This window comes from Corynebacterium nuruki S6-4, assembly GCF_007970465.1.
In the GTDB taxonomy this organism is placed as follows: domain Bacteria; phylum Actinomycetota; class Actinomycetes; order Mycobacteriales; family Mycobacteriaceae; genus Corynebacterium; species Corynebacterium nuruki.
Window position 1 is genome coordinate 1,357,977 of sequence record NZ_CP042429.1, and the last position, 18,373, is coordinate 1,376,349.

Here is an 18,373-nt window from a genome sequence, read left to right on the forward strand (position 1 = left end):
TCGAGCACCGACGGTGCCGGGCGGTGCTCTCCGCGACAGCCGTGCTCGAGTTCACGGATCAGCAGCGCACAACCGACTCCGGCCGGGGCGCTACAGCATGCAGGACACGCACCCCTCAACCTCGGTCCCGGCCAACGCCGTCTGCCGCAGGCGGATGTAGTACAGCGTCTTGATCCCCTTACGCCACGCATAGATCTGCGCCTTGTTGATGTCCCTCGTCGTCACATCCCCGGGGAAGAACAACGTCAACGACAACCCCTGATCCACATACCTCGTCGCCACCGCATACGTGTCGATGATCTTCTCGTACCCGATCTCATAGGCATCCTGGAAGTACTCCAGATTGTCGTTGTCCATGTGCGGCGCCGGGTAGTACACCCGGCCGATCTTGCCTTCCTTACGGATCTCGATCTTCGACGCGATCGGGTGGATCGACGACGTCGAATTGTTGATGTACGAAATCGACCCCGTCGGCGGCACCGCCTGCAGATTCCGGTTGTACAACCCGAACTCCATCACATCAGCGCGCAACCCCGCCCAGTCCGCGGCGGTCGGCACGTGGATCGTCGAGTTGTCGATGATCTGCCGCACCCGCGGCGTCGTCGGCGCGAAATCCGCCGGATCGTACCGGTCGAAGAACTCCCCCGACGCGTAGTCCGAGGACTCGAACCCGCCGAACCGGGTGCCCCGCTCCCGCGCGATCGCATTCGACGCCTTCAACGCCTCATACAGCACCGCGGCGAAGTACACGTTCGTGAAATCCAGGGCCTCCTGGCTGCCGTAGTAGATGTGCTCCCGGCCGAGGAAACCGTGCAGGTTCATCTGGCCCAGCCCGATCGCGTGGGAGGCGTCGTTGCCCTCCCGGATCGACGGGACCGAATCGATCTCCGTCTGATCCGACACGGCGGTCAACCCGCGGATCGCGGTCTCGATGGTCGTCGGGAAGTCCGGGGAATCCACCGCCGCCGCAATGTTCAACGAGCCCAGGTTGCAGGAGATGTCGTGGCCGACCTCCCGGTACGACAGATCATCGTTGAACGTGCTCGGCGTGGAGACCTGCAGGATCTCACTGCACAGGTTCGAGTGGGTGATCCGTCCCTCGATCGGGTTGGCACGGTTCACCGTGTCCTCGTACATGATGTACGGGTACCCGGACTCGAACTGGATCTCCGCGAGCGTCTGGAAGAACTGGCGGGCATTGATCTTCGACTTGCGGATCCGCGGGTCCTCGACCATCTCGTCATAGTGCTCGGTCACGCTCACGTCGGCGAACGGCCTGCCGTAGATCCGCTCCACATCGTAGGGGCTGAACAGGTACATGTCGTCGTTGCGCTTGGCCAGCTCGAAGGTGATGTCCGGGATCACCACACCCAGCGACAGGGTCTTGATGCGGATCTTCTCGTCGGCGTTCTCCCGCTTGGTGTCCAGGAACCGCAGGATGTCCGGGTGGTGGGCGTGCAGGTACACCGCACCCGCACCCTGCCGGGCACCGAGCTGGTTGGCGTACGAGAACGAGTCCTCCAGCAGCTTCATCACCGGGATCACCCCCGACGACTGGTTCTCGATGTGCTTGATCGGCGCACCGACCTCACGGATATTCGACAGCAGCAGGGCGACACCGCCGCCGCGCTTACTCAGCTGCAGGGCGGAGTTGATCGACCGGCCGATGGATTCCATGTTGTCCTCGATGCGCAGCAGGAAACACGACACGGGCTCACCGCGCTGCGCCTTGCCGATGTTCAAAAACGTCGGGGTGGCCGGCTGGAACCGGCCGCCGATGATCTCGTCGACCAGCCGCGACGCGATCTTCTCGTCGCCGTCGGCCAGACCGAGGGCGACCATGCACACCCGGTCCTCGTAGCGCTCGAGGTAGCGGCGTCCGTCGAAGGTCTTCAGCGTGTAGGAGGTGTAGTACTTGAACGCGCCGAGGAACGTCTTGAACCGGAACTTGTGGGCGTAGGCCTGCTTGAACAGGGCCTTGATGAACTCGAAGTCGTACTTGTCGAGCACGGCTTTGTCGTAGTACTCGTTGTCGACGAGGTAGCCGATCTTCTCTTCGAGGTCGTGGAAGTAGACCGTGTTCTGGTTGACGTGCTGCAGGAAGTACTGGTTGGCCGCTTCACGGTCCTTGTCGAACTGGATGTTGCCGTCGGCGTCGTACAGGTTCAGCATCGCATTGAGCGCATGGTAGTCCAGCTGGTCGGCCTGCTGGACCGGCTCCGCAACCGACTTACCGAGATCCGTGGTCATTGTCTCCCCTTGTACCTTCCTGGTCCCACAACCGTGGGGCCGCGTGAATCTTCATGTCTACCGTCATTCCGTGCCCGCTGCACAGTGCGCAGGTCACGCCGTCACCGTTCACGTCACAGGTTCCTCCCATGCGGCATCGGCGCGCAGGGCGTCCTCGAACTCGGCGAGGCCCTCCTGCACCCGGGCGACATCACCGGGGGTTCCCATCAGCTCGAACCGGTAGAGGTACGGCACACCGCACTTCGCGGAGATGACGTCGCCGGCCTTCCCGAAGTCCGCGCCGAAGTTGAGGTTCCCGGAGGCGATGACGCCCCGGATGAGCGACCGGTTGTGCCCGTTGTTGAGGAACCGGATCACCTGTTTCGGCACCGGCCGCGACAGGTCCCCGGAGATCGAGGCACCGCCGCCGTAGGTCGGGCAGATCAGGACGTAGGGTTCGTCGACGACGAGCGGCTCGTCGCGCCGGTGCAGCGGGATGCGGGCTGACCGCAGTCCCAGCTTGTCGACGAAACGACGGGTGTTCTGCGTTGCCGACGAGAAATAGACGACAAACACGGATCATTCCTCCTTCGCAGGAATATCGGTGGCAGCGGAGACGGTGGCGAACCGCGGCGGCTGGTACTTCAGGAATGCCGGTACGACCGCCACCGCGACCAGTGTCCCCACGATCACCAGGATGCCACCCAGGAGGGTGGCCGGGCCCGCTCCGAGCCAGGACCCCACCCATCCGTGCAGCATGTCCGCGAGCCGCGGACCGCCGGCCACGACGATGGTGAACACGCCCTGCAGCCGACCGCGCATCCGGTCGTCGGCCGCCTCCTGGAGCATCGCACCGCGCTGCACCGAGGAGAACATGTCGGCGGTGCCGCCGATGACGAAGCTGATGACCGCGATCCAGGCCCACAGGCCCGCCTTCCCGTCGGCGAGGGTCACCGCCAGACCCATGACGACGATCGCCAGGCCCCAGCAGAGCACGCTGACGACGATGCCCAGTCCCTGCCATCGGGCGCGGGTCACCGCACCGGAGAAGATGCCGCCGAGCACGGCACCGGCGGGGACGGCCGCCATGAGCAGTCCGTAGAACAGGCCGCCGTCGCCAGGCTCGCCGAGGTCGACGGTCGAGATCTCCGGGATCAGCACGCGGGGCATGCCGAAGGCCATGGCGATGATGTCGAAGAGGAAGCTCATGAGCAGCAGCGGCATCGCCCACAGGTAGACGAAGCCGTCGATGACGCTCCGGAACCCGCCCTGCGGTTTCTCCGCCACCGCCGCACCGGCCCCGGGCGCCGGTTCGAGCGGCGGCAGCGCCGGCAGGCGGACCACCGCCCACAGGGTGGTGAGCAGGCAGAGCGCGTCGATGAGGTACAGCCAGGCGTAGCCGGTGACCGGGACGAGCAGCCCGCCGAGCATCGGGCCGACGATCGCGCCGGCCTGGCTGACGGTCATGTTCAGCGAGGTGGCGGCCGCGATCGTGCCCTCCGGGACGATGCGGGCGGTCACTGCGGTGCGGGTCGGCTGGTTGACGGCGAAGAAGGCCTGTTGGACGGCGAAGACGCTGAGCAGCAGCCAGACGTTGTCCAGACCGGACGCCGCCTGGGCCCAGAAGGCCAGGGCGCTGGCGATCATGCCGATCGTGGTGATCAGCAGGAGTTTCCGCCGGTCCATCCGGTCGGACAGGGCACCGCCGTAGAGCCCGAAGATGACGAGCGGGACGAGGCCGAACGCGCCGGTGAGCCCGACATAGGCGGAGCTCCCGGTGATCGAGTAGATCTGCAGCGGGACGACGATGACGTTGAGTTGCGCCCCGATGACGGTGACGATGTTGGCCGTCCACAGTCGCCGGAAGTCCGGGGACTGCAGCGGCGCCGTGTCCGCGAGAACGGCCTTCAGGGCCGGGGGAACGCTCATGGTCCGGGGAGGTCACCACCTGTGGTCTGGATGTCGGGGTCCGGCGGTCCGGACGGCGTCAGGGAAGGTCACGCGGGCAACAGAAAAGGGAGAGGACGCAGTTGTCTGCGTCCTCCCCCTTCTGTCGCGGGATCAGGCAGCGGCGACGGCGAGCGCCTTGATCCGGTCGGGCCGGAAGCCGGACCAGTGGGAGTCACCGGCGATGACGACGGGCGCCTGGAGGTGACCGAGCGCCATGACGTAGTCACGGGCCTCGTCGTCCATGCTGATGTCCACGGTCTCGTAGCTCACGCCGGCCTTGTCGAGGGCCTTCTTCGTCGCGGTGCACTGGACGCAGGCGGGCTTGGTGTAGACGGTGATCATCGTGAGGACTCCTTGAGGGTCGTTCGTCTGAAGTGGACAGTGCGGGGGTGTTTTCCGACGGCCGTCAGCCTGTTCCGTGGCCCCCCGGACGCCGGGGCGGACACGGGGCGGACACTGGCTGACGTCGCCGTGCGATGGCGTCGACTCTACACACGCCGGCAGGGGACAGCAAGCAGGAAAACTACGAGATATTGGGGTAATGACAAAGGTTAAACACCATATCTGGGGGTTCATGAAAGTATAACCGCAGGTGGCCGATCACCCTCGGCACTACATCTAGGGGCATCACCACACGGTTGTAATTCCAGTCATGTCGAACCGGACCGCGGCCGTCCGCAGGTCGCCGACGGGGGTGACGGGGAGGAGGATGCTCCCGGGGCGGCAGGAGGGCGGCAGGAGGGCACCCGGACACAGAAAAGCACCCCGCCCCACTGCAGCAGCAGTGGGACGGGGCGCACTGGTCGCGGTACGGCGACCGGGGCCTCGCGGCGACTAGCCCTGGCGGGCCTTGAACCGGGGATCCCGCTTGTTGATCACGTAGACCTTACCGTGGCGACGAACGACCTGGGCGCCCGGCTTGTTCTTCAGCGACCGAAGGGACTTGCGGACCTTCATTCGGGCGCTCCTTTCCTCGTCAGAGTGTGTGATGATTTTCATCGACACGACCCCTGGCGGCGACGCAGGACGTCGCTGTCACAATCGGGAGGGTCGTGGCACATCGAGACAGTGTAGCGGTCCGCCGCAGCCGGAACAAAACCGGTGCCGGCGACAGCGCCGGCGACACCACCGGCACGGTCAGCTCCAGACGAACTGCTCGAAGATCAGGACCACGAAGGCGAGATACCAGACGACCAGCACGAGGACGGGCATGAGGCGGGCGGACGCCGCGACCTGAGCCTCCGGGGCCCCGTCATCCACCCCGGCGGCGGCCAGGGCGTCCCGCCGGCGTTCGCCGGTGATGTGCAGCAGCACCGTGAGGAACAGCGGGAGCGTGATCGCCCAGACCACCATGCAGTACGGGCACAGCGCCTGGATCGAGTAGACCGCCTCGTAGGCGAGCCAGTGGACGAACACCACGGCCAGCACCAGTCCGGCGAGGAAGCCGTACCAGAACCAGTTCCGGAAGGTCGCGCCGGCGAACAATGCGGCGCCGATGCACAGCACGATGCCGAAGCCGACCAGTCCGATGAACGGGTTGGGGAACCCGAAGACGGACGCCTGGTCGGAGTTCATGACATCGGTGCATGAGACGACGTCATTGATGGTGCAGGAGGGGACGAAACCCGAGTCCTGCATGAGCTGGATCTTGTCGTACATGATGAGGCCCGACATGAACAGCCCGATGACACCGGCCACCACGAACCAGCCGGCCAGGACCCGGGAACCTCCCCACTGTCCCGGCACACGTCGTCCCGCACGCCCGGTGCCGTGCGCTGATTCCTGTACTGTCTCCACGATCTCTCCTGCCTCGCTGGGTCCGGTCACTGTCGTCGATCCTGCGTGGATCCCGCGTGGATCCCGCACAGGTCCCGTGCGTCCGGTAGCTCCGATCGTCGCAGAACCGCGGCGTCCGCGCGAGAACCCGCTCCCCCTGGCACCCCCTCCTAGAATGCGGACCATGACCCCGACGACACCGTCCGCACCCCCGACCGACCCCGTCACGGCGGTCGCCCGGGCCCTCACCGACATCTCCCGCGGACGCACCTACCCGGCGCCGCGCCTGCTCAGCCCGACCGCGGCGACGGTGGTCTCCACTCTCCAGCTCACCGGACCCCGCCGAATCACGGATCTCGCGGAGATCGCGGGCGTCACCCAGCCCTCGATGACGAGTCTGGTCACCACCCTCGAAAAATCCGGCCTGGTCCGCCGCGACCACGACCCCTCCGACCGCCGGGCGGTGCTCGTCTCCGTCACCGACGAGGGTGCCGCCCGCTCCGAGGCGCACGTCGCCGGACGCACCGCCGCCCTCGCGGAGCTGGTCGCCGAACTGCCGGACACCGATCTGGGCGTCCTGCAGCGTGCCCTGCCGGCCCTGCAGCGGCTGGCGGAGCTCAACCACGGCCGGCTCAGAACCGCGGACTCCCCATCAACATAGACAGTTCTATATAAGATGCGTATTCTTCTCCGCGGCAGACACACCGGACCGGACGGAGGACAGGAACGCACGTGGGGACCAGGACAGTGCGCATCAGGCACCGGCTCATCGCCTTCGACCCCGGAATGAGCGGCGCCCTCACCGCCGTCCGCACCTTCGTCGGCATGGGGACAGCCGTCCTCGTCGCCTATGTCTGGCTGGAGATCTCCTACCGCATCTGGCCGGGGACCGCCGGCACCTCCCAGGCCCGCTACGGTCACAACGCCATGGTCATGGCCCTGGCCGGGGTATCCGGTCTCATGTGCGCCGTCCAGAACGCCGGGGAGAAGCGACGCTCCAGCTGCATCACGATGCTCTTCCAGCCCGCCCCGCTGCTCGTCGGCGTGGCCCTGTCCGTCCTCACCGTCCCCTACCACTGGCTCGGCGTGTTCGGCATGGTCTTCGCGGTCGTCCTGGGCGTCTACGCCCGCCGCCTCGTGCCGGTCATCGGGCCGCGGGCGAACATGTACGGCACCCTGTTCTTCGCCGGCTGGTTCACCGGCTTCCTGGGTCGGGGTGCCATCGCCGAGGACAGCCTGCCGGGGATCGCCCTCGCCCTCTGGATTGTCGCGGCCGCCGGCCTGGTTCTCAAGGTGACCCTGTACCCGTGGCTCGGCCGCGGGACCTTCCGCCGCACCGTCCGGACGGCCGTCGCCCGGGGACAGGACGTCCTCGCCTTCGCCGCCGACGCGGTCACCGGGGCGTCCGACCACCACGACGACGCCGACCGGGGCCGCGCGCTCGTCTCCGCCCTCAATGACGCGGCCCTCACCGTCGACGGCATGACCGCCACCGACGACGCCCCGCCGGGCTCGACGCCCACCGCATCCACCGGGGCCTGCTCGCCCTGGAGATCCCGGCACAGCACCTGGCCCGCACCGGCCTGCACATGACATGACCCCGGAGACCCTCCCGGGCCCCGTCCGGGTCCTCATCGAACAGGGGCTGCGCCTGCTCGCCACCGGCCGGGACGCCGAGGGCACCGCACTGCTCGACGATCTGCGCGACCATCCCCGCGTCACGGCCTGGGCGACTACCGGCGCCGGCTGGTCGACAACATCGCCGTCGAGGCCCACCTCTTCGCGGACGCCGCCTCCTCACTCACCGCCCTCTCCTCCCCCGGCGGCAGAGACGACAGGGACGACGGGGACGACAGCGGTAACGGGGACGACGCCTTCACCTCGCAGATCACCCTCGTCGCCGGGAAGGTGAAGGGGTCCGCGGCCGTCGCGGAGAACACCCCACGGTTCGGCGGCCACCGGCACTCCGCCACCGCCCGGCTCCGCCTCCACCCGGAGAACCAGGTCGCCACCCGGCTGGCGGCGGCCGCGGTCGTCGCCGCCGTCGTCGGCTCATTCATCAACGAATCACGGTTCTACTGGGCGCTCATCGGCGCCTTCACCGTCTTCAACTCGACGAACACCACCCGGGAACAGATCGTGAAGTCGGTGACCCGTGTGGTCGGGACCTTCGTCGGCATCATCATCGGCGCCGGTCTCGCCCACGCCATCGGCATGAGCGTGTGGGCGGTGCCCGTCATCTGCCTGGTGATGGCCGTCGGCATCAGTCTGGCGAAGGTCGACTACTTCTTCTGTGCCCTGGGCATCACGATCTCCGTGTCACTGATGTACGAGCAGCTCGGCACCTTCACGGACATGCTGCTGGTCACCCGGCTCGTCGAGACGTTGGTCGGCGTCCTGTGCGCGACCGCGGCGTCCCTGCTGATCTTCCCGGTCCGCACCGGCCGGGCGGTGACGGTCGGGTGGGACGCCTTCCTCGAATCCATGGACAACCTGCTGGACGCCACGGAACGTGCCCTGGCCGGCACCCCGGAGGAGCAGAAGGCTGCCCGGGGCGGGATCCCGCAGGAGATCCGGAACATGGAGAACGCCCGGTTCCAGGTGACCGCCGCCGCCAATGCGGTCCCCGGCTGGATGCCGGTCCCGGCGTCCCTGCGGTACCCGGCGACGACCTATGAACGCGCCTCGCAGGTGACGCGGCTCGTCGTCGTCGACATCCTCGGCCCCGGCGTGCAGCAGGACTACCGGGAGGAGGTGCTCGGTGAGCTCCGGGAGAGCCGTCACCGGCTGGAAGGGTACTTCTCCGGCCCCCGCGACGACGACGCTGCCGGCCCGGGCAGCACAGTCGGGCAGGCGTCGCCGACGGTGGACGGCTCCGCCCCCGAAGCACCCGCCGACGGCCGGACCCTCGCGACGTTCTCCCACCTCGGGATCCTGCGCACCGCCGTCGACGATCTCGGGCGCCCCCACCTCACCCCGACCCGGGCCGCCTGACCGGCGCTGCTACTCCCCCTTCGCGGCAGACTTCAGGCCGCGGCCCGCGAGCAGCGCGGTGACACCCACGCCGGCGGTGAGTCCGGACAGTCCGAAGGACAGCACGGAGGTCAGCAGCGAGGAGCGCACGTTCGCCGCCATCAGGGCGGTCTGCCGCTCCGGGGCGTCCATCGGAAGCTCTGCGAAGGGCTTGCCGCCGGTCATGGCCAGGGCGTGCTTGTTGACGATGTCCGCCTGGGCGTAGGCGGTGAACGGATCCGCGACCTTCTTCCCGGCGAGCTTCTTCACGTCGTCGTGGACGGTGATGTTCTCGGCGAGAAGCTCCTTGCGGATCAGCACCCAGCTGCCGGCGGCGGCGGTGAGGAAGCCGGCTCCGAGTGCGGAGACGGCGCGTCCGGCGCGGCGGGTGGTGCGGAGGTTACGGGTGCGGTTGGTGCTCATGGGTCCTGTCATTCCTTTACGGTCCGTTACTGTCTGTCGGTCTCCGGTGTACCACCGGCCGGGCAGATAGTCGACACGTCAACTACTTTTTGTGGTGCAACTCATAGCGGCCGGACACGACGCCCACCTGCAGGTTTGTGGAAAACATCCGGAACGGGTAGATTTTCGATCCGTTCGCAACGATGTCCGCGTGATGCGGTCGGACGGCGTACGGGGCTATGGCGCAGCTGGTAGCGCACCACACTGGCAGTGTGGGGGTCAGGGGTTCGAATCCCCTTAGCTCCACCACCCGGAAACCCCGGTCAGACGGACGTCTGGCCGGGGTTTCCTGCTGTCCCGGCGCGCAGATACTGCACTCCCTGTCACCGCCAACCGGGCGGCAGCGGTGACAGCCGGTGCAGTATCCGCCGGTCGCTACCCGCCGAAGACCGCGGCCCAGGCCGCCCGGCGCTCCCCCAGCGGATCCTGCTGCAGCACACACTCCTCATCGAGCACCTGCACGGTCCGGTCCGCCGCACGGTAGACCGGCCAGGCGGCGTCCGGAACCCCGTCCCGGGCGAAGGCGAGCCACCGGTCCATCACCTGCTCCGAGAAGGCGATGTCACGGTCGGCCTCCCCCGTGCCGCCGGCGCCTTCCGCCGCCAGCACCGCACGGATCCGGCCGAAGACGTACGGGATCTCCTGGCCGTGGGTCGCACCCAGCGCACCGAACCGCGGATCCTGCGACACATAGTCGAACCGGTAGGCCCAGGTGGGCGCCACCGCACCATGGGCGTCCGCCACGACGGTGGCCGGGTACCAGAACAACAGGTCACCACCGACGCGCGCGGCCTCCACCGGATCCGGGAAGCCCGGGTAGGTGGCCAGCAGGTCCGGCACCGCCGGCTTCTCCCCCAGGTGCCGGCGGACCGTGTCCGGATACACCGGCAGGATCTCCGCCCCGGACTTCTGCGCCCCGACGAGGAACAGCAGGCCCTCATGCTCATTCGTCCCGATGATGAGCGGCACCCGGGCCTGCCGTCCCGACGCGAAGGTCCGGAGAACCGGCTCCGGCAGGGACTCCCCGTCGATGCACGGGCCGTAGAGGACGGTCCCCGGCGCCTCGACGGCACCGACACCGGCCAGCTTCCCGACCGTGGCGAGCAGCTCGTCCTGCGTGGCCGACAGCAGTGCCCGGCCGAGATCGGCGTCGGTGGCGGCGTCCGGCGCGAGAAGTTCGGCGAACCGTCGCGCCCAGCGCTCCTGGGACGCCGCCCCGGTGCCCGCCACCGCCGGTGATTCGGCGATGACGCGGTGGAACAGTCCCCGCGCGTCAGGCATGCACATCAGCGCGAGCACCGACGAGCCGCCGGCCGACTCCCCGAACACGGTCACGTTGTCCGGATCCCCGCCGAAGGCCGCGATGTTGTCACGGATCCAGGTGAGCGCGGCGATCTGGTCGTGGAGCCCGGTGTTCGACTCGAACACCGGCCCGTCGGAGGTGGACAGCGCCGAGAAGTCGAGGAACCCCCACGGGCCGACACGGTAGTTCACCGTCACCACGACGACGTCGCCGCGCTCCGCCAGGTGGCGTCCGTCGTAGTTGCGGGACGCCCCGACCGTGAACGCCCCACCGTAGATCCACACCATGACAGGCAGACCGGACGCCGTCTCCCCGGCCTCGCCGGCCGGTCGGACAATGTTGAGGGTCAGGCAGTCCTCGTCGATGTCGGGAGTGCTCCCCGGACTGTCGCCGACCCCGCCCATGGCCTCCGACATCGGCTGCTGCATCGGCGAGTGACCCCACTGCGTGGCCGCCAGGGGTTCGCTCCGGGGCGACACGGGCTGTGGCCGACGGAACCGCAGCTCCCCGACCGGCGGGGCGGCGTAGGGCACCCCGTACCAGGCCTCCGTGCCCGTCTCGCCCGCCTGGCCTGGCGGGGCCGACTGGGCCGCGCCGGTCACCGGCCCTGCGGTCGTGCTGACGGTCAGTCGGTCATCCTGCATCCTGTGCTCCTCGAGGTCGACGGCGTACGGTAGCCGGAACCTTACTGACCCGAAACGACCTCCGCATGAATTCCGGTTCAGTTCTCGCCGGGCACCCATCGGACAGCCCACGCCACCTGCCCGTTTGTCGTCACAGCACCGGGTGTTGTACGTTATTCCCCGATCGCAGTGCGGTTCCGGAGTTCCGGGACAGTCGTGCTTTCGGGGCTATGGCGCAGCTGGTAGCGCACCACACTGGCAGTGTGGGGGTCAGGGGTTCGAATCCCCTTAGCTCCACCACTCGGAAACCCCGGTCGGACGAGAGTCCGGCCGGGGTTTTCCGCGTATACGACAAAATGTGTGTCTTTCACCGGCGCGTCACCGTGTCATCGGCCGACCCGGCCGGAGTTGTCCCGAGCCGACCCGATTCTGCACTTCCGGTCCGACGGAACTGACCGATCCGGGTCAACTCGGGTCACCACGACGTCCTCGGAATAACCGGCCGGTCTCAGCAGCAGCGGCCCTCCGGGTGGGCGTCCTCATGGGCGTAGCGGTGCCGCCAGTATTCGCGTTCGCTCATGGGGTCGCCCCCGGGCTGGGTACGCCGGTGCCAGGCGAGGTAGTTGCGGTACTGACCGCCGCCCAGCAGACCCTCGAGGTAATCGCGGACGCCGAGCAGCCGCCGCCCCGGTCCGGCGCCCATGTCAGACCCCCGCCTTCCGGGCGACGTCGGCCGTGGGACCGGATCCGCCTGCCTCGTAGTCCTCCCACTCCTTGACCAGTGCCTTCTCCGACGGGGTGGCGATGATGCCGGCCGGAGCATAGATCTTCGAGGGGACCTCGGGATCCTCGGTGGTGTCCGGACGGTGCGTGCGCACGTTCCTGATGGTCACCAGCACCGCGGCGACGACGACGATCAGCGTGAGCACCAGGAATACCACGGAGAGCGTGCCCTGCACCGCGGTGTTACGGATGACCGCCTCCATCTCGGAGACCGACTTCGATGTCCCGAAGGAGGTGGCGCCGGAGTCCAGTGCATCCCGGTAGGCACGGTTCTGCGCGAAGTACCCCACGGAGGGCACCGTGGAGAAGATCTTGTACAGCGAGGCCACGGTCGTGATGATCACGGTCGCCACGGTCGGCAGGATCACCACCCAGAGGTACCTGGGCGCGCGTTTGGCCACGATGGCCATGACCACGGACAACGCGATCGCCGCGAGCAACTGGTTAGAGATGCCGAACAGCGGGAAGAACGTGTTGATGCCGCCCAGGGGGTCAGTGACGCCGAGGACCAGGATGTATCCCCAGCCGGCCACCATGATCGCCGTCGCGATCCAGGAGCCGATCCGCCAGGAGTTGTCCTTGAACTTCGGGATGAAGTTGCCGATGGCGTCCTGGAGCATGAAGCGGGACACGCGGGTGCCGGCGTCCACGGCGGTCAGGATGAACAGTGCCTCGAACATGATGGCGAAGTGGTACCAGAAACCCATCATCGCGGTGCCGCCGAACCACTGATGCATGATGTGGGAGATGCCCACGGCCAGGGTCGGTGCGCCACCGGTACGGGAGACCACGGAATCCTCCCCCACGTTGTCGGCGATGTCGTTCAGCGTGCCCGCGTCCAGGTGGACACCGGTCAGACCCAGGGAGTTCACGAACTGGACGGCACCCTCCACGGTGCCGCCGGTCGCGCCGGCGCCGGAGTTCATGGCGAAGTACACGCCACGGTCGATGGACAGGGCGGCCACAAGTGCCATGATCGCCACGAAGGACTCCATCAGCATGCCGCCGTAGCCCAGGAAGCGGGTCTGGCGTTCCTTCTGCACCAGCTTCGGGGTGGTGCCGGAGGAGATCAGCGCGTGGAACCCGGACAAGGCGCCGCAGGCGATAGTGACGAAGAGGAACGGGAAGAGGGATCCGGCGACCACGGGGCCGTCGTCGCGCATCGCGAACTCGCCGAGCTTGGGTACCTCGAGGTCGGGGTGGACCACCAGGATCGCGATGGCCAGCAGGGCGATGACGCCGATCTTCATGAACGTGGAGAGGTAGTCACGCGGTGCCAGCAGGAACCACACCGGCAGGATCGCCGCGATGAAGCCGTAGATGATGATGCACCAGGCGAGGGTGGTCTTGTTCAGCGTGAAGAAATCGGCGCCCCAGGAGGTCTCGGCGACCCAGCGGCCGGAAATGATGGCGGCCATCAGCAGCACGAAGCCGATGATGGAGACCTCCAGGACGCGGCCCGGGCGGATGAAGCGCAGGTAAAGCCCCATCAGGATGGCGATCGGGATGGTCAGACCCACCGAGTACACTCCCCAGGCGGACTCGGCGAGGGAGTTCACGACGACCAGCGCCAGGATGGCGGTGATGATGACCATGATCAGCAGGGTCGCAATGATCGCTGCGGTGCCGCCGATCACGCCGAGCTCGTCACGGGCCATCTGCCCCAGGGAACGACCGCCGCGCCGCATGGAGAAGAACATGACCAGGTAGTCCTGGACGGCACCGGCGAGCACCACACCCGCCACGATCCAGATGGTTCCGGGCAGGTAGCCCATCTGCGCGGCGAGCACGGGACCGACCAGCGGGCCGGCTCCGGCGATGGCGGCGAAGTGGTGCCCGAAGAGCACGCGCCGGTCGGTGGGCATGTAGTCCTGGCCGTTGTCGTGGACCTCGGCCGGGGTGGCGCGCTTGTCGTCCGGCCTGGTGATGTGCCGCTCGATGTACTTCGAGTAGAACCGGTACGCGATCAGGTACGTGCACACCGAGGCGAACACGAACCAGACGGCGTTGATGCTCTCCCCTCGGGAGAGGGCCAGTACGCCCCAGGCGACGCCACCCAACAGGGCGATCAGCACCCAGATGATGATCTTGGTGGGAGTCCATTTCCTGGACTCCGCCTCAAGGACTTCCGGCTCGACGGCTGCCGGTGGGGTCCCCTCTGCGATTGCGTGAGACACGCTTCCTCCTAGGGATGCTGACTGAGAGATGATAACGCCACATGTACGGCCTGATACCGATACATATCGTTTCACCGTAACGCAGATCACTCTTGCATCGGAAACCTTTCCAGCCGGTGCAGATCACTGCGTCACAGAACCGTACCGAGATGCTGCCCCGGGTCGACGTACCCGTGCACCTGTCGGACCCCGGCCGGCGGGAAGACCCGGTCCATGTCACCGCGGGTCCACGCTCCGGGTGGCGGACGCCGTGGCAGCGCATCTGTCCGTCCGGCAGACCAAAAGTGCCCCGACAACCCAGGTGAACGACGTTTTGGTCTGCCGGACGGACAGATGCGCTGACAGCCGAGGCCCGGACCAGGAAGCCGGCGACCGGACCTGCCCCACACCCCGTCCCGGTCGCCGGATTCCCGGTCATCGACGAGGATGCGCCGACTTTTCCGCCGGACGCTGCCACGGAAGTCCGGATTTGTCGGCGCATCCTCCGGACCGCCACCCGCAGGGACCCTCCGGAGCTGCACCCGTCGGCATCCCCCGCTGCTCAGCTCTCCGGATCGTCGGGCAGGCGGACAGCAGGCCCCTCCGGCCGGCTGCGCTCCATCCACAGACGCCCGAGGCCGCGGAAGAACCGGCTGACGCGACCGGGGCGACCGGGAGCTCCGGACTGGACGGAGCCACGGCGCTGCGAGGCACCGCGGAACGGGGTGTTGGCGGAGCGTCCGGTGGATGTCGGGACGGAGGTGTCGGGAATCCAGTACTGACTCATACCCCCACGCAACCACAGGACCCGGCACGCCGCCACCGTGACAGACGACAGAGCCCCTCCCCGCGCCGGTCGTGCGGTGCGGGAAGGGGCCGGTCTCCAGGTCGCCGGTCAGTGCCGGTCAGTGCCGGTCAGCGCCGGTCAGGAACGCTAGTTCTTGACGACGTCCGGGATCCAGTTCTTGACCTTGGAAGCGTCGTTCGGGTCCTTCTGGATCGGCATCTCCTGGCCGTCGACGTAGATGGCCGGGGTGCCCTGGGCGCCCTTGTCGTTCATCGTCTTGACGTTGTCGGCGAACGTGTCGAGGTACTTGTCCTTGACCGATCCGTCGCGGATCGCGTCGACCGTGCCCTTGTCCACGCCGAGCTGGTCGGCGGCGTCGGCGTAGTCCGCGTAATCCCAGTTGCGGTAGACCTCGTTCTGGTTGCCGAAGACATAGTCGTGGATCGCCCAGAAGGCGGCGGCGTCGCCGGTCTCGGCGATGGCCAGCTGTGCCGCGCCACCCATGGTCGCCGGGCCGGGCTTGATGTTGCCCTTGCCGTCACCGTCGAGGATGTTGACGGTGTGGAGCTTGACGACGAGCTTGCCGTCGTCGAGGGCCGTCTTCATGTCCGCATGGTCGGCCTCGACGAGGTCGGCGCAGTGGGGGCACGCGTAGTCCTCGAAGATGTCGGCGACCGGGGTGCTGTCGGTGGCCTTGTCGTTCTTGAGGGTGACGACGCCGGCATCGTAGGAGATCCCGAAGTTCACGTCCTCCGAGGCGATGTCGATGCTGTCGCTGTCCTTGCGGTTGTTCACCACGATCACCGCGACCACCACGATCACGATGACGACGAGGGCGACAATGCCCCAGAGGAAGCCGTTGCCCTTCTGGTTCGGCGCCTTGATCTTCTGACTCACGTGCTTGCCCTGCCTTTTCCTCGCTGATGCACCGTGCCCGGCGCATATGCCGGATCCACTGTAACGGCAGCACCCGGGTAATTGCCAGATCATCTACCTGCCGTATCGCTGTCAGTTTCACCTCACGGCCCACACCTGTCGCTGCGTCCTGCCCCGCACGCCCCGGACCGCAGGACGCCGCGAGCGCGGGCTGCAGTTCGGTTGACAAACACTTCCCGGCGTCCCTACACTGACCGAACGATCGGTCGGTAGACGACGACCGGAACCACACACGGAGGTAACCATGGCTGCACCCACTCCGGAGCAGGACCACTTCGACCAGCTCATCGCGGAGGACGCCCGCGTCGAGCCCGCCGACTGGATGCCCGCGAAGTACCGGAAGACCCTCACCCGCCAGATCGCCCAGCACGCGCACTCCGAGATCATCGGCATGCAGCCCGAGGCGAACTGGATTTCCCGCGCCCCCAGCCTCAAGCGCAAGGCCATCCTCATGGCCAAGGTCCAGGACGAGGCCGGCCACGGCCTCTACCTCTACTCCGCCGCCGAGACCCTCGGCACCGACCGGGACACCCTCGTCGGCCAGCTGCTCGACGGCAGCGCGAAGTACTCCTCGATCTTCAACTACCCGGCGCGCACCTGGGCCGACATCGGCGCCATCGGCTGGCTCGTTGACGGCGCCGCCATCGTCAACCAGGTCCCGCTGTGCCGCTGCTCCTACGCTCCCTACGGCCGCGCCATGGTGCGGGTGTGCAAGGAGGAGTCCTTCCACCAGCGGCAGGGCTGGGAGATCCTCTACTCCCTGTCCCACGGCACGCCGGAGCAGAAGCAGATGGCGCAGGACGCGATCAACCGCTTCTACGGTCCCGCCCTGCAGATGTTCGGCCCGCCGGACGACGAGTCCCCGAACTCACAGCAGTCGATGGCGTGGAACATCAAGCGCTTCTCCAACGACGAACTGCGCCAGCGCTTCGTCGACATGCTCGTCCCCCAGGTCGAGGCGCTCGGCCTGAGCTTCGATGACCCGGACCTGCAGTGGAACGAGGAACGCGGCCACTACGACTACGGCGAGCTCGACTGGGACGAGTTCATGTCCGTCATCAAGGGCCACGGCCCCTGCAATTCCCAGCGGATGGAGCGGCGCCGTGCCGCCCACGACGACGGCACCTGGGTCCGCGAGGCCGCGGCCGCCTACGCCGCAAAGTACGAGTCCCACGATTCCGCGCTGATCAGCGCCTAGAAGGAGAAACCGACATGTCCACCAACTGGCCCCAGTGGGAAGTCTTCGTCCGGTCCAACCGCGGTCTCTCCCACGTCCACGCCGGCTCCCTGCACGCCCCCGACGAGACCATGGCGCTGCGCAACGCCCGCGACCTCTACACCCGCCGCAACGAGGGCACCTCGGTGTGGGTCGTCCCCTCCGCGGCGATCACCGCCTCCGACCCGGACTCCAAGGGCGGCTACTTCCAGTCCTCCTCCGGCAAGAACTACCGGCACGCCACCTACTACACGCAGTCCGAGGGGGTGAAGCACCTGTGAACGCCGTCAGCACCGAATCCGCCACCCACATGTCCGTCGGTGACGCGATCACCGCCGAACAGATCGCGGACGCCGTCACCGGGGCCGACGCCGCCCCGGCCTCCCCCGAGGTCGCCGAGTACGCCCTGCAGCTCGCCGACGATTCCCTCATGCTCTCCCAGCGGCTCGGCTGGTGGATCTCCCGGGCCCCGGAGATGGAGGAGGACATCGCCCTAGCGAACATCGCCCTCGACATCCTCGGCCACGCCCGGTTCCTCTACACCTACGCCGGCTCCGCCTGGGGGAAGACCGAGGACGACCTCGCCTACTTCCGCGACGAGGAGGACTTCCGCTCCGTCCGCCTCGTCGAGCAGCCCAACGGGGATTTCGGGCACACCATCGCCCGCCAGCTGATCTTCAGCTACTACGCCCACGAGCTGTACTCGCGACTGTCCGCCTCGTCGGACGCCATGCTCGCCGCCGTCGCGGACAAGGCCGTCAAGGAAGTCGACTACCACGTCGACCACGCCACCCAGTGGCTGCTGCGCCTGGGCCTGGGCACGGAGGAATCCGCCCGCCGGATGCAGGCGGGGCTCACCTCGATGTGGCCGTACGTCGAGGAACTGTTCACCGACACGGCCGTCATCGACCGGGTCGACCAGGCCGCCCCGGGTGCGGCCGTCCGGCCGTCGACGCTGCGCGACACGGTGCTGGAGAACCTCACCGCGGCGATCGGGCAGGCGGACCTGGAGGTTCCGCAGATCCCCGCCGCCGCCGATCTGGGCCACGCCCGCAGCGGCCGGTTCAGCGAGTACCGCGGCTACCTGCTCGCGGAGATGCAGTCCCTGGCCCGCCGGCACCCGGGTGCGACGTGGTGACC

At 67.6% G+C, this 18,373-nt stretch carries 18 protein-coding genes and 2 tRNA genes; 8 read left to right on the forward strand and 12 right to left on the reverse strand.

Translation table 11 applies throughout. From position 1 onward, the window contains the following. Nucleotides 1–90 precede the first annotated feature (90 nt). From nrdE to FSW06_RS06100, 6 genes are all read right to left on the reverse strand, one after another. Nucleotides 91–2,250 (reverse strand): class 1b ribonucleoside-diphosphate reductase subunit alpha, encoded by a 2,160-nt coding sequence (nrdE, locus tag FSW06_RS06075; RefSeq protein ID WP_146881312.1) that lies wholly within the window; start codon nucleotides 2,248–2,250, stop codon nucleotides 91–93. Nucleotides 2,251–2,358: 108 nt separating this feature from the next. Next, entirely contained in the window at nucleotides 2,359–2,805 is a 447-nt protein-coding gene (gene nrdI / locus FSW06_RS06080) for a class Ib ribonucleoside-diphosphate reductase assembly flavoprotein NrdI (RefSeq protein ID WP_010121922.1), read from the reverse strand. A gap of 3 nt (nucleotides 2,806–2,808) precedes the next feature. Beyond that, nucleotides 2,809–4,158 carry an MFS transporter gene (locus tag FSW06_RS06085; RefSeq protein WP_010121924.1) on the reverse strand — a complete coding sequence of 450 codons (1,350 nt, stop codon included), beginning with the start codon at nucleotides 4,156–4,158 and terminating at the stop codon, nucleotides 2,809–2,811. Between the two features lie 132 nt (nucleotides 4,159–4,290). After that, nucleotides 4,291–4,521 (reverse strand): glutaredoxin-like protein NrdH, encoded by a 231-nt coding sequence (gene nrdH, locus FSW06_RS06090; protein ID WP_010121926.1) that lies wholly within the window; start codon nucleotides 4,519–4,521, stop codon nucleotides 4,291–4,293. 492 nt (nucleotides 4,522–5,013) lie between these two features. Continuing rightward, entirely contained in the window at nucleotides 5,014–5,136 is a 123-nt protein-coding gene (gene ykgO, locus FSW06_RS06095; RefSeq protein WP_006839679.1) for a type B 50S ribosomal protein L36, read from the reverse strand. A gap of 180 nt (nucleotides 5,137–5,316) precedes the next feature. Beyond that, nucleotides 5,317–5,976 (reverse strand): vitamin K epoxide reductase family protein, encoded by a 660-nt coding sequence (locus FSW06_RS06100; protein ID WP_238526006.1) that lies wholly within the window; start codon nucleotides 5,974–5,976, stop codon nucleotides 5,317–5,319. 163 nt (nucleotides 5,977–6,139) lie between these two features. Here FSW06_RS06100 and FSW06_RS06105 point away from each other — a divergent pair, with 163 nt between their 5' ends. The 3 genes from FSW06_RS06105 (at nucleotide 6,140) to FSW06_RS06115 (ending at nucleotide 8,949) form a co-directional block, all read left to right on the forward strand. Continuing rightward, nucleotides 6,140–6,616, forward strand: coding sequence for a MarR family winged helix-turn-helix transcriptional regulator (locus tag FSW06_RS06105; protein ID WP_010121931.1), 477 nt, complete (start codon nucleotides 6,140–6,142; stop codon nucleotides 6,614–6,616). A 71-nt stretch (nucleotides 6,617–6,687) separates the two neighbouring features. Beyond that, nucleotides 6,688–7,548, forward strand: coding sequence for a hypothetical protein (locus FSW06_RS06110; protein ID WP_139024572.1), 861 nt, complete (start codon nucleotides 6,688–6,690; stop codon nucleotides 7,546–7,548). Nucleotides 7,549–7,863: 315 nt separating this feature from the next. Continuing rightward, the gene (locus FSW06_RS06115) at nucleotides 7,864–8,949 is read left to right on the forward strand and encodes an FUSC family protein (RefSeq protein WP_010121936.1); all 1,086 of its coding nucleotides are present in this window, start codon (nucleotides 7,864–7,866) and stop codon (nucleotides 8,947–8,949) included. A gap of 9 nt (nucleotides 8,950–8,958) precedes the next feature. Here the strand turns inward: FSW06_RS06115 and FSW06_RS06120 are convergent, their stop codons facing one another. Then, entirely contained in the window at nucleotides 8,959–9,390 is a 432-nt protein-coding gene (locus FSW06_RS06120) for a hypothetical protein (protein ID WP_010121937.1), read from the reverse strand. A gap of 212 nt (nucleotides 9,391–9,602) precedes the next feature. Here FSW06_RS06120 and FSW06_RS06125 point away from each other — a divergent pair. Further along, nucleotides 9,603–9,678: transfer RNA gene (locus tag FSW06_RS06125), tRNA-Ala, on the forward strand. Nucleotides 9,679–9,804: 126 nt separating this feature from the next. Here the strand turns inward: FSW06_RS06125 and FSW06_RS06130 are convergent. Further along, on the reverse strand, nucleotides 9,805–11,376 hold the full coding sequence (locus FSW06_RS06130; RefSeq protein ID WP_010121939.1) for a carboxylesterase/lipase family protein: 1,572 nt from the start codon (nucleotides 11,374–11,376) through the stop codon (nucleotides 9,805–9,807). Nucleotides 11,377–11,579: 203 nt separating this feature from the next. On the opposite strand from FSW06_RS06130, the gene FSW06_RS06135 reads away from it, so the two are divergent. After that, a tRNA-Ala gene (locus FSW06_RS06135) sits at nucleotides 11,580–11,655 on the forward strand. A 208-nt stretch (nucleotides 11,656–11,863) separates the two neighbouring features. Here FSW06_RS06135 and FSW06_RS06140 read toward each other — a convergent pair. The 4 genes from FSW06_RS06140 to FSW06_RS06155 all read right to left on the reverse strand — a co-directional run bounded on the left by FSW06_RS06140 (nucleotide 11,864) and on the right by FSW06_RS06155 (nucleotide 15,978). Further along, on the reverse strand, nucleotides 11,864–12,058 hold the full coding sequence (locus FSW06_RS06140) for a CstA-like transporter-associated (seleno)protein (protein ID WP_010121941.1): 195 nt from the start codon (nucleotides 12,056–12,058) through the stop codon (nucleotides 11,864–11,866). A gap of 1 nt (nucleotide 12,059) precedes the next feature. Beyond that, nucleotides 12,060–14,315, reverse strand: coding sequence for a carbon starvation CstA family protein (locus FSW06_RS06145; RefSeq protein WP_050802034.1), 2,256 nt, complete (start codon nucleotides 14,313–14,315; stop codon nucleotides 12,060–12,062). A 541-nt stretch (nucleotides 14,316–14,856) separates the two neighbouring features. Continuing rightward, complete coding sequence (locus FSW06_RS06150; RefSeq protein ID WP_139024573.1) at nucleotides 14,857–15,081, reverse strand: hypothetical protein; 225 nt, start codon at nucleotides 15,079–15,081, stop codon at nucleotides 14,857–14,859. Nucleotides 15,082–15,228: 147 nt separating this feature from the next. Continuing rightward, the gene (locus tag FSW06_RS06155; protein WP_010121945.1) at nucleotides 15,229–15,978 is read right to left on the reverse strand and encodes a DsbA family protein; all 750 of its coding nucleotides are present in this window, start codon (nucleotides 15,976–15,978) and stop codon (nucleotides 15,229–15,231) included. Between the two features lie 283 nt (nucleotides 15,979–16,261). Between FSW06_RS06155 and paaA the strand changes: the two genes are divergently transcribed. From paaA to paaC, 3 genes are read left to right on the forward strand one after another with little or no spacing between them, the layout of a single operon-like run. After that, nucleotides 16,262–17,215 carry a 1,2-phenylacetyl-CoA epoxidase subunit PaaA gene (gene paaA / locus FSW06_RS06160; protein WP_010121946.1) on the forward strand — a complete coding sequence of 318 codons (954 nt, stop codon included), beginning with the start codon at nucleotides 16,262–16,264 and terminating at the stop codon, nucleotides 17,213–17,215. Between the two features lie 14 nt (nucleotides 17,216–17,229). Next, nucleotides 17,230–17,514, forward strand: coding sequence for a 1,2-phenylacetyl-CoA epoxidase subunit PaaB (gene paaB / locus FSW06_RS06165; RefSeq protein ID WP_010121948.1), 285 nt, complete (start codon nucleotides 17,230–17,232; stop codon nucleotides 17,512–17,514). Beyond that, nucleotides 17,511–18,371, forward strand: coding sequence for a 1,2-phenylacetyl-CoA epoxidase subunit PaaC (gene paaC, locus FSW06_RS06170; RefSeq protein ID WP_010121950.1), 861 nt, complete (start codon nucleotides 17,511–17,513; stop codon nucleotides 18,369–18,371). The genes paaB and paaC overlap by 4 nt, the downstream gene beginning before the upstream one ends. Nucleotides 18,372–18,373: the final 2 nt, after the last annotated feature.

What these genes read in the sequence shown, in the direction of transcription:
- nrdH (WP_010121926.1), bottom strand. Translation starts at nt 4,521, where the DNA reads ATGATCACCGTCTACACCAAGCCCGCCTGCGTCCAGTGCACCGCGACG.
- nrdE (WP_146881312.1), bottom strand. Translation starts at nt 2,250, where the DNA reads ATGACCACGGATCTCGGTAAGTCGGTTGCGGAGCCGGTCCAGCAGGCC.
- FSW06_RS06130 (WP_010121939.1), bottom strand. Translation starts at nt 11,376, where the DNA reads ATGCAGGATGACCGACTGACCGTCAGCACGACCGCAGGGCCGGTGACC.
- FSW06_RS06120 (WP_010121937.1), bottom strand. Translation starts at nt 9,390, where the DNA reads ATGAGCACCAACCGCACCCGTAACCTCCGCACCACCCGCCGCGCCGGA.
- FSW06_RS06140 (WP_010121941.1), bottom strand. Translation starts at nt 12,058, where the DNA reads ATGGGCGCCGGACCGGGGCGGCGGCTGCTCGGCGTCCGCGATTACCTC.
- FSW06_RS06085 (WP_010121924.1), bottom strand. Translation starts at nt 4,158, where the DNA reads ATGAGCGTTCCCCCGGCCCTGAAGGCCGTTCTCGCGGACACGGCGCCG.
- paaA (WP_010121946.1), top strand. Translation starts at nt 16,262, where the DNA reads ATGGCTGCACCCACTCCGGAGCAGGACCACTTCGACCAGCTCATCGCG.
- FSW06_RS06150 (WP_139024573.1), bottom strand. Translation starts at nt 15,081, where the DNA reads ATGAGTCAGTACTGGATTCCCGACACCTCCGTCCCGACATCCACCGGA.
- paaB (WP_010121948.1), top strand. Translation starts at nt 17,230, where the DNA reads ATGTCCACCAACTGGCCCCAGTGGGAAGTCTTCGTCCGGTCCAACCGC.
- FSW06_RS06105 (WP_010121931.1), top strand. Translation starts at nt 6,140, where the DNA reads ATGACCCCGACGACACCGTCCGCACCCCCGACCGACCCCGTCACGGCG.
- ykgO (WP_006839679.1), bottom strand. Translation starts at nt 5,136, where the DNA reads ATGAAGGTCCGCAAGTCCCTTCGGTCGCTGAAGAACAAGCCGGGCGCC.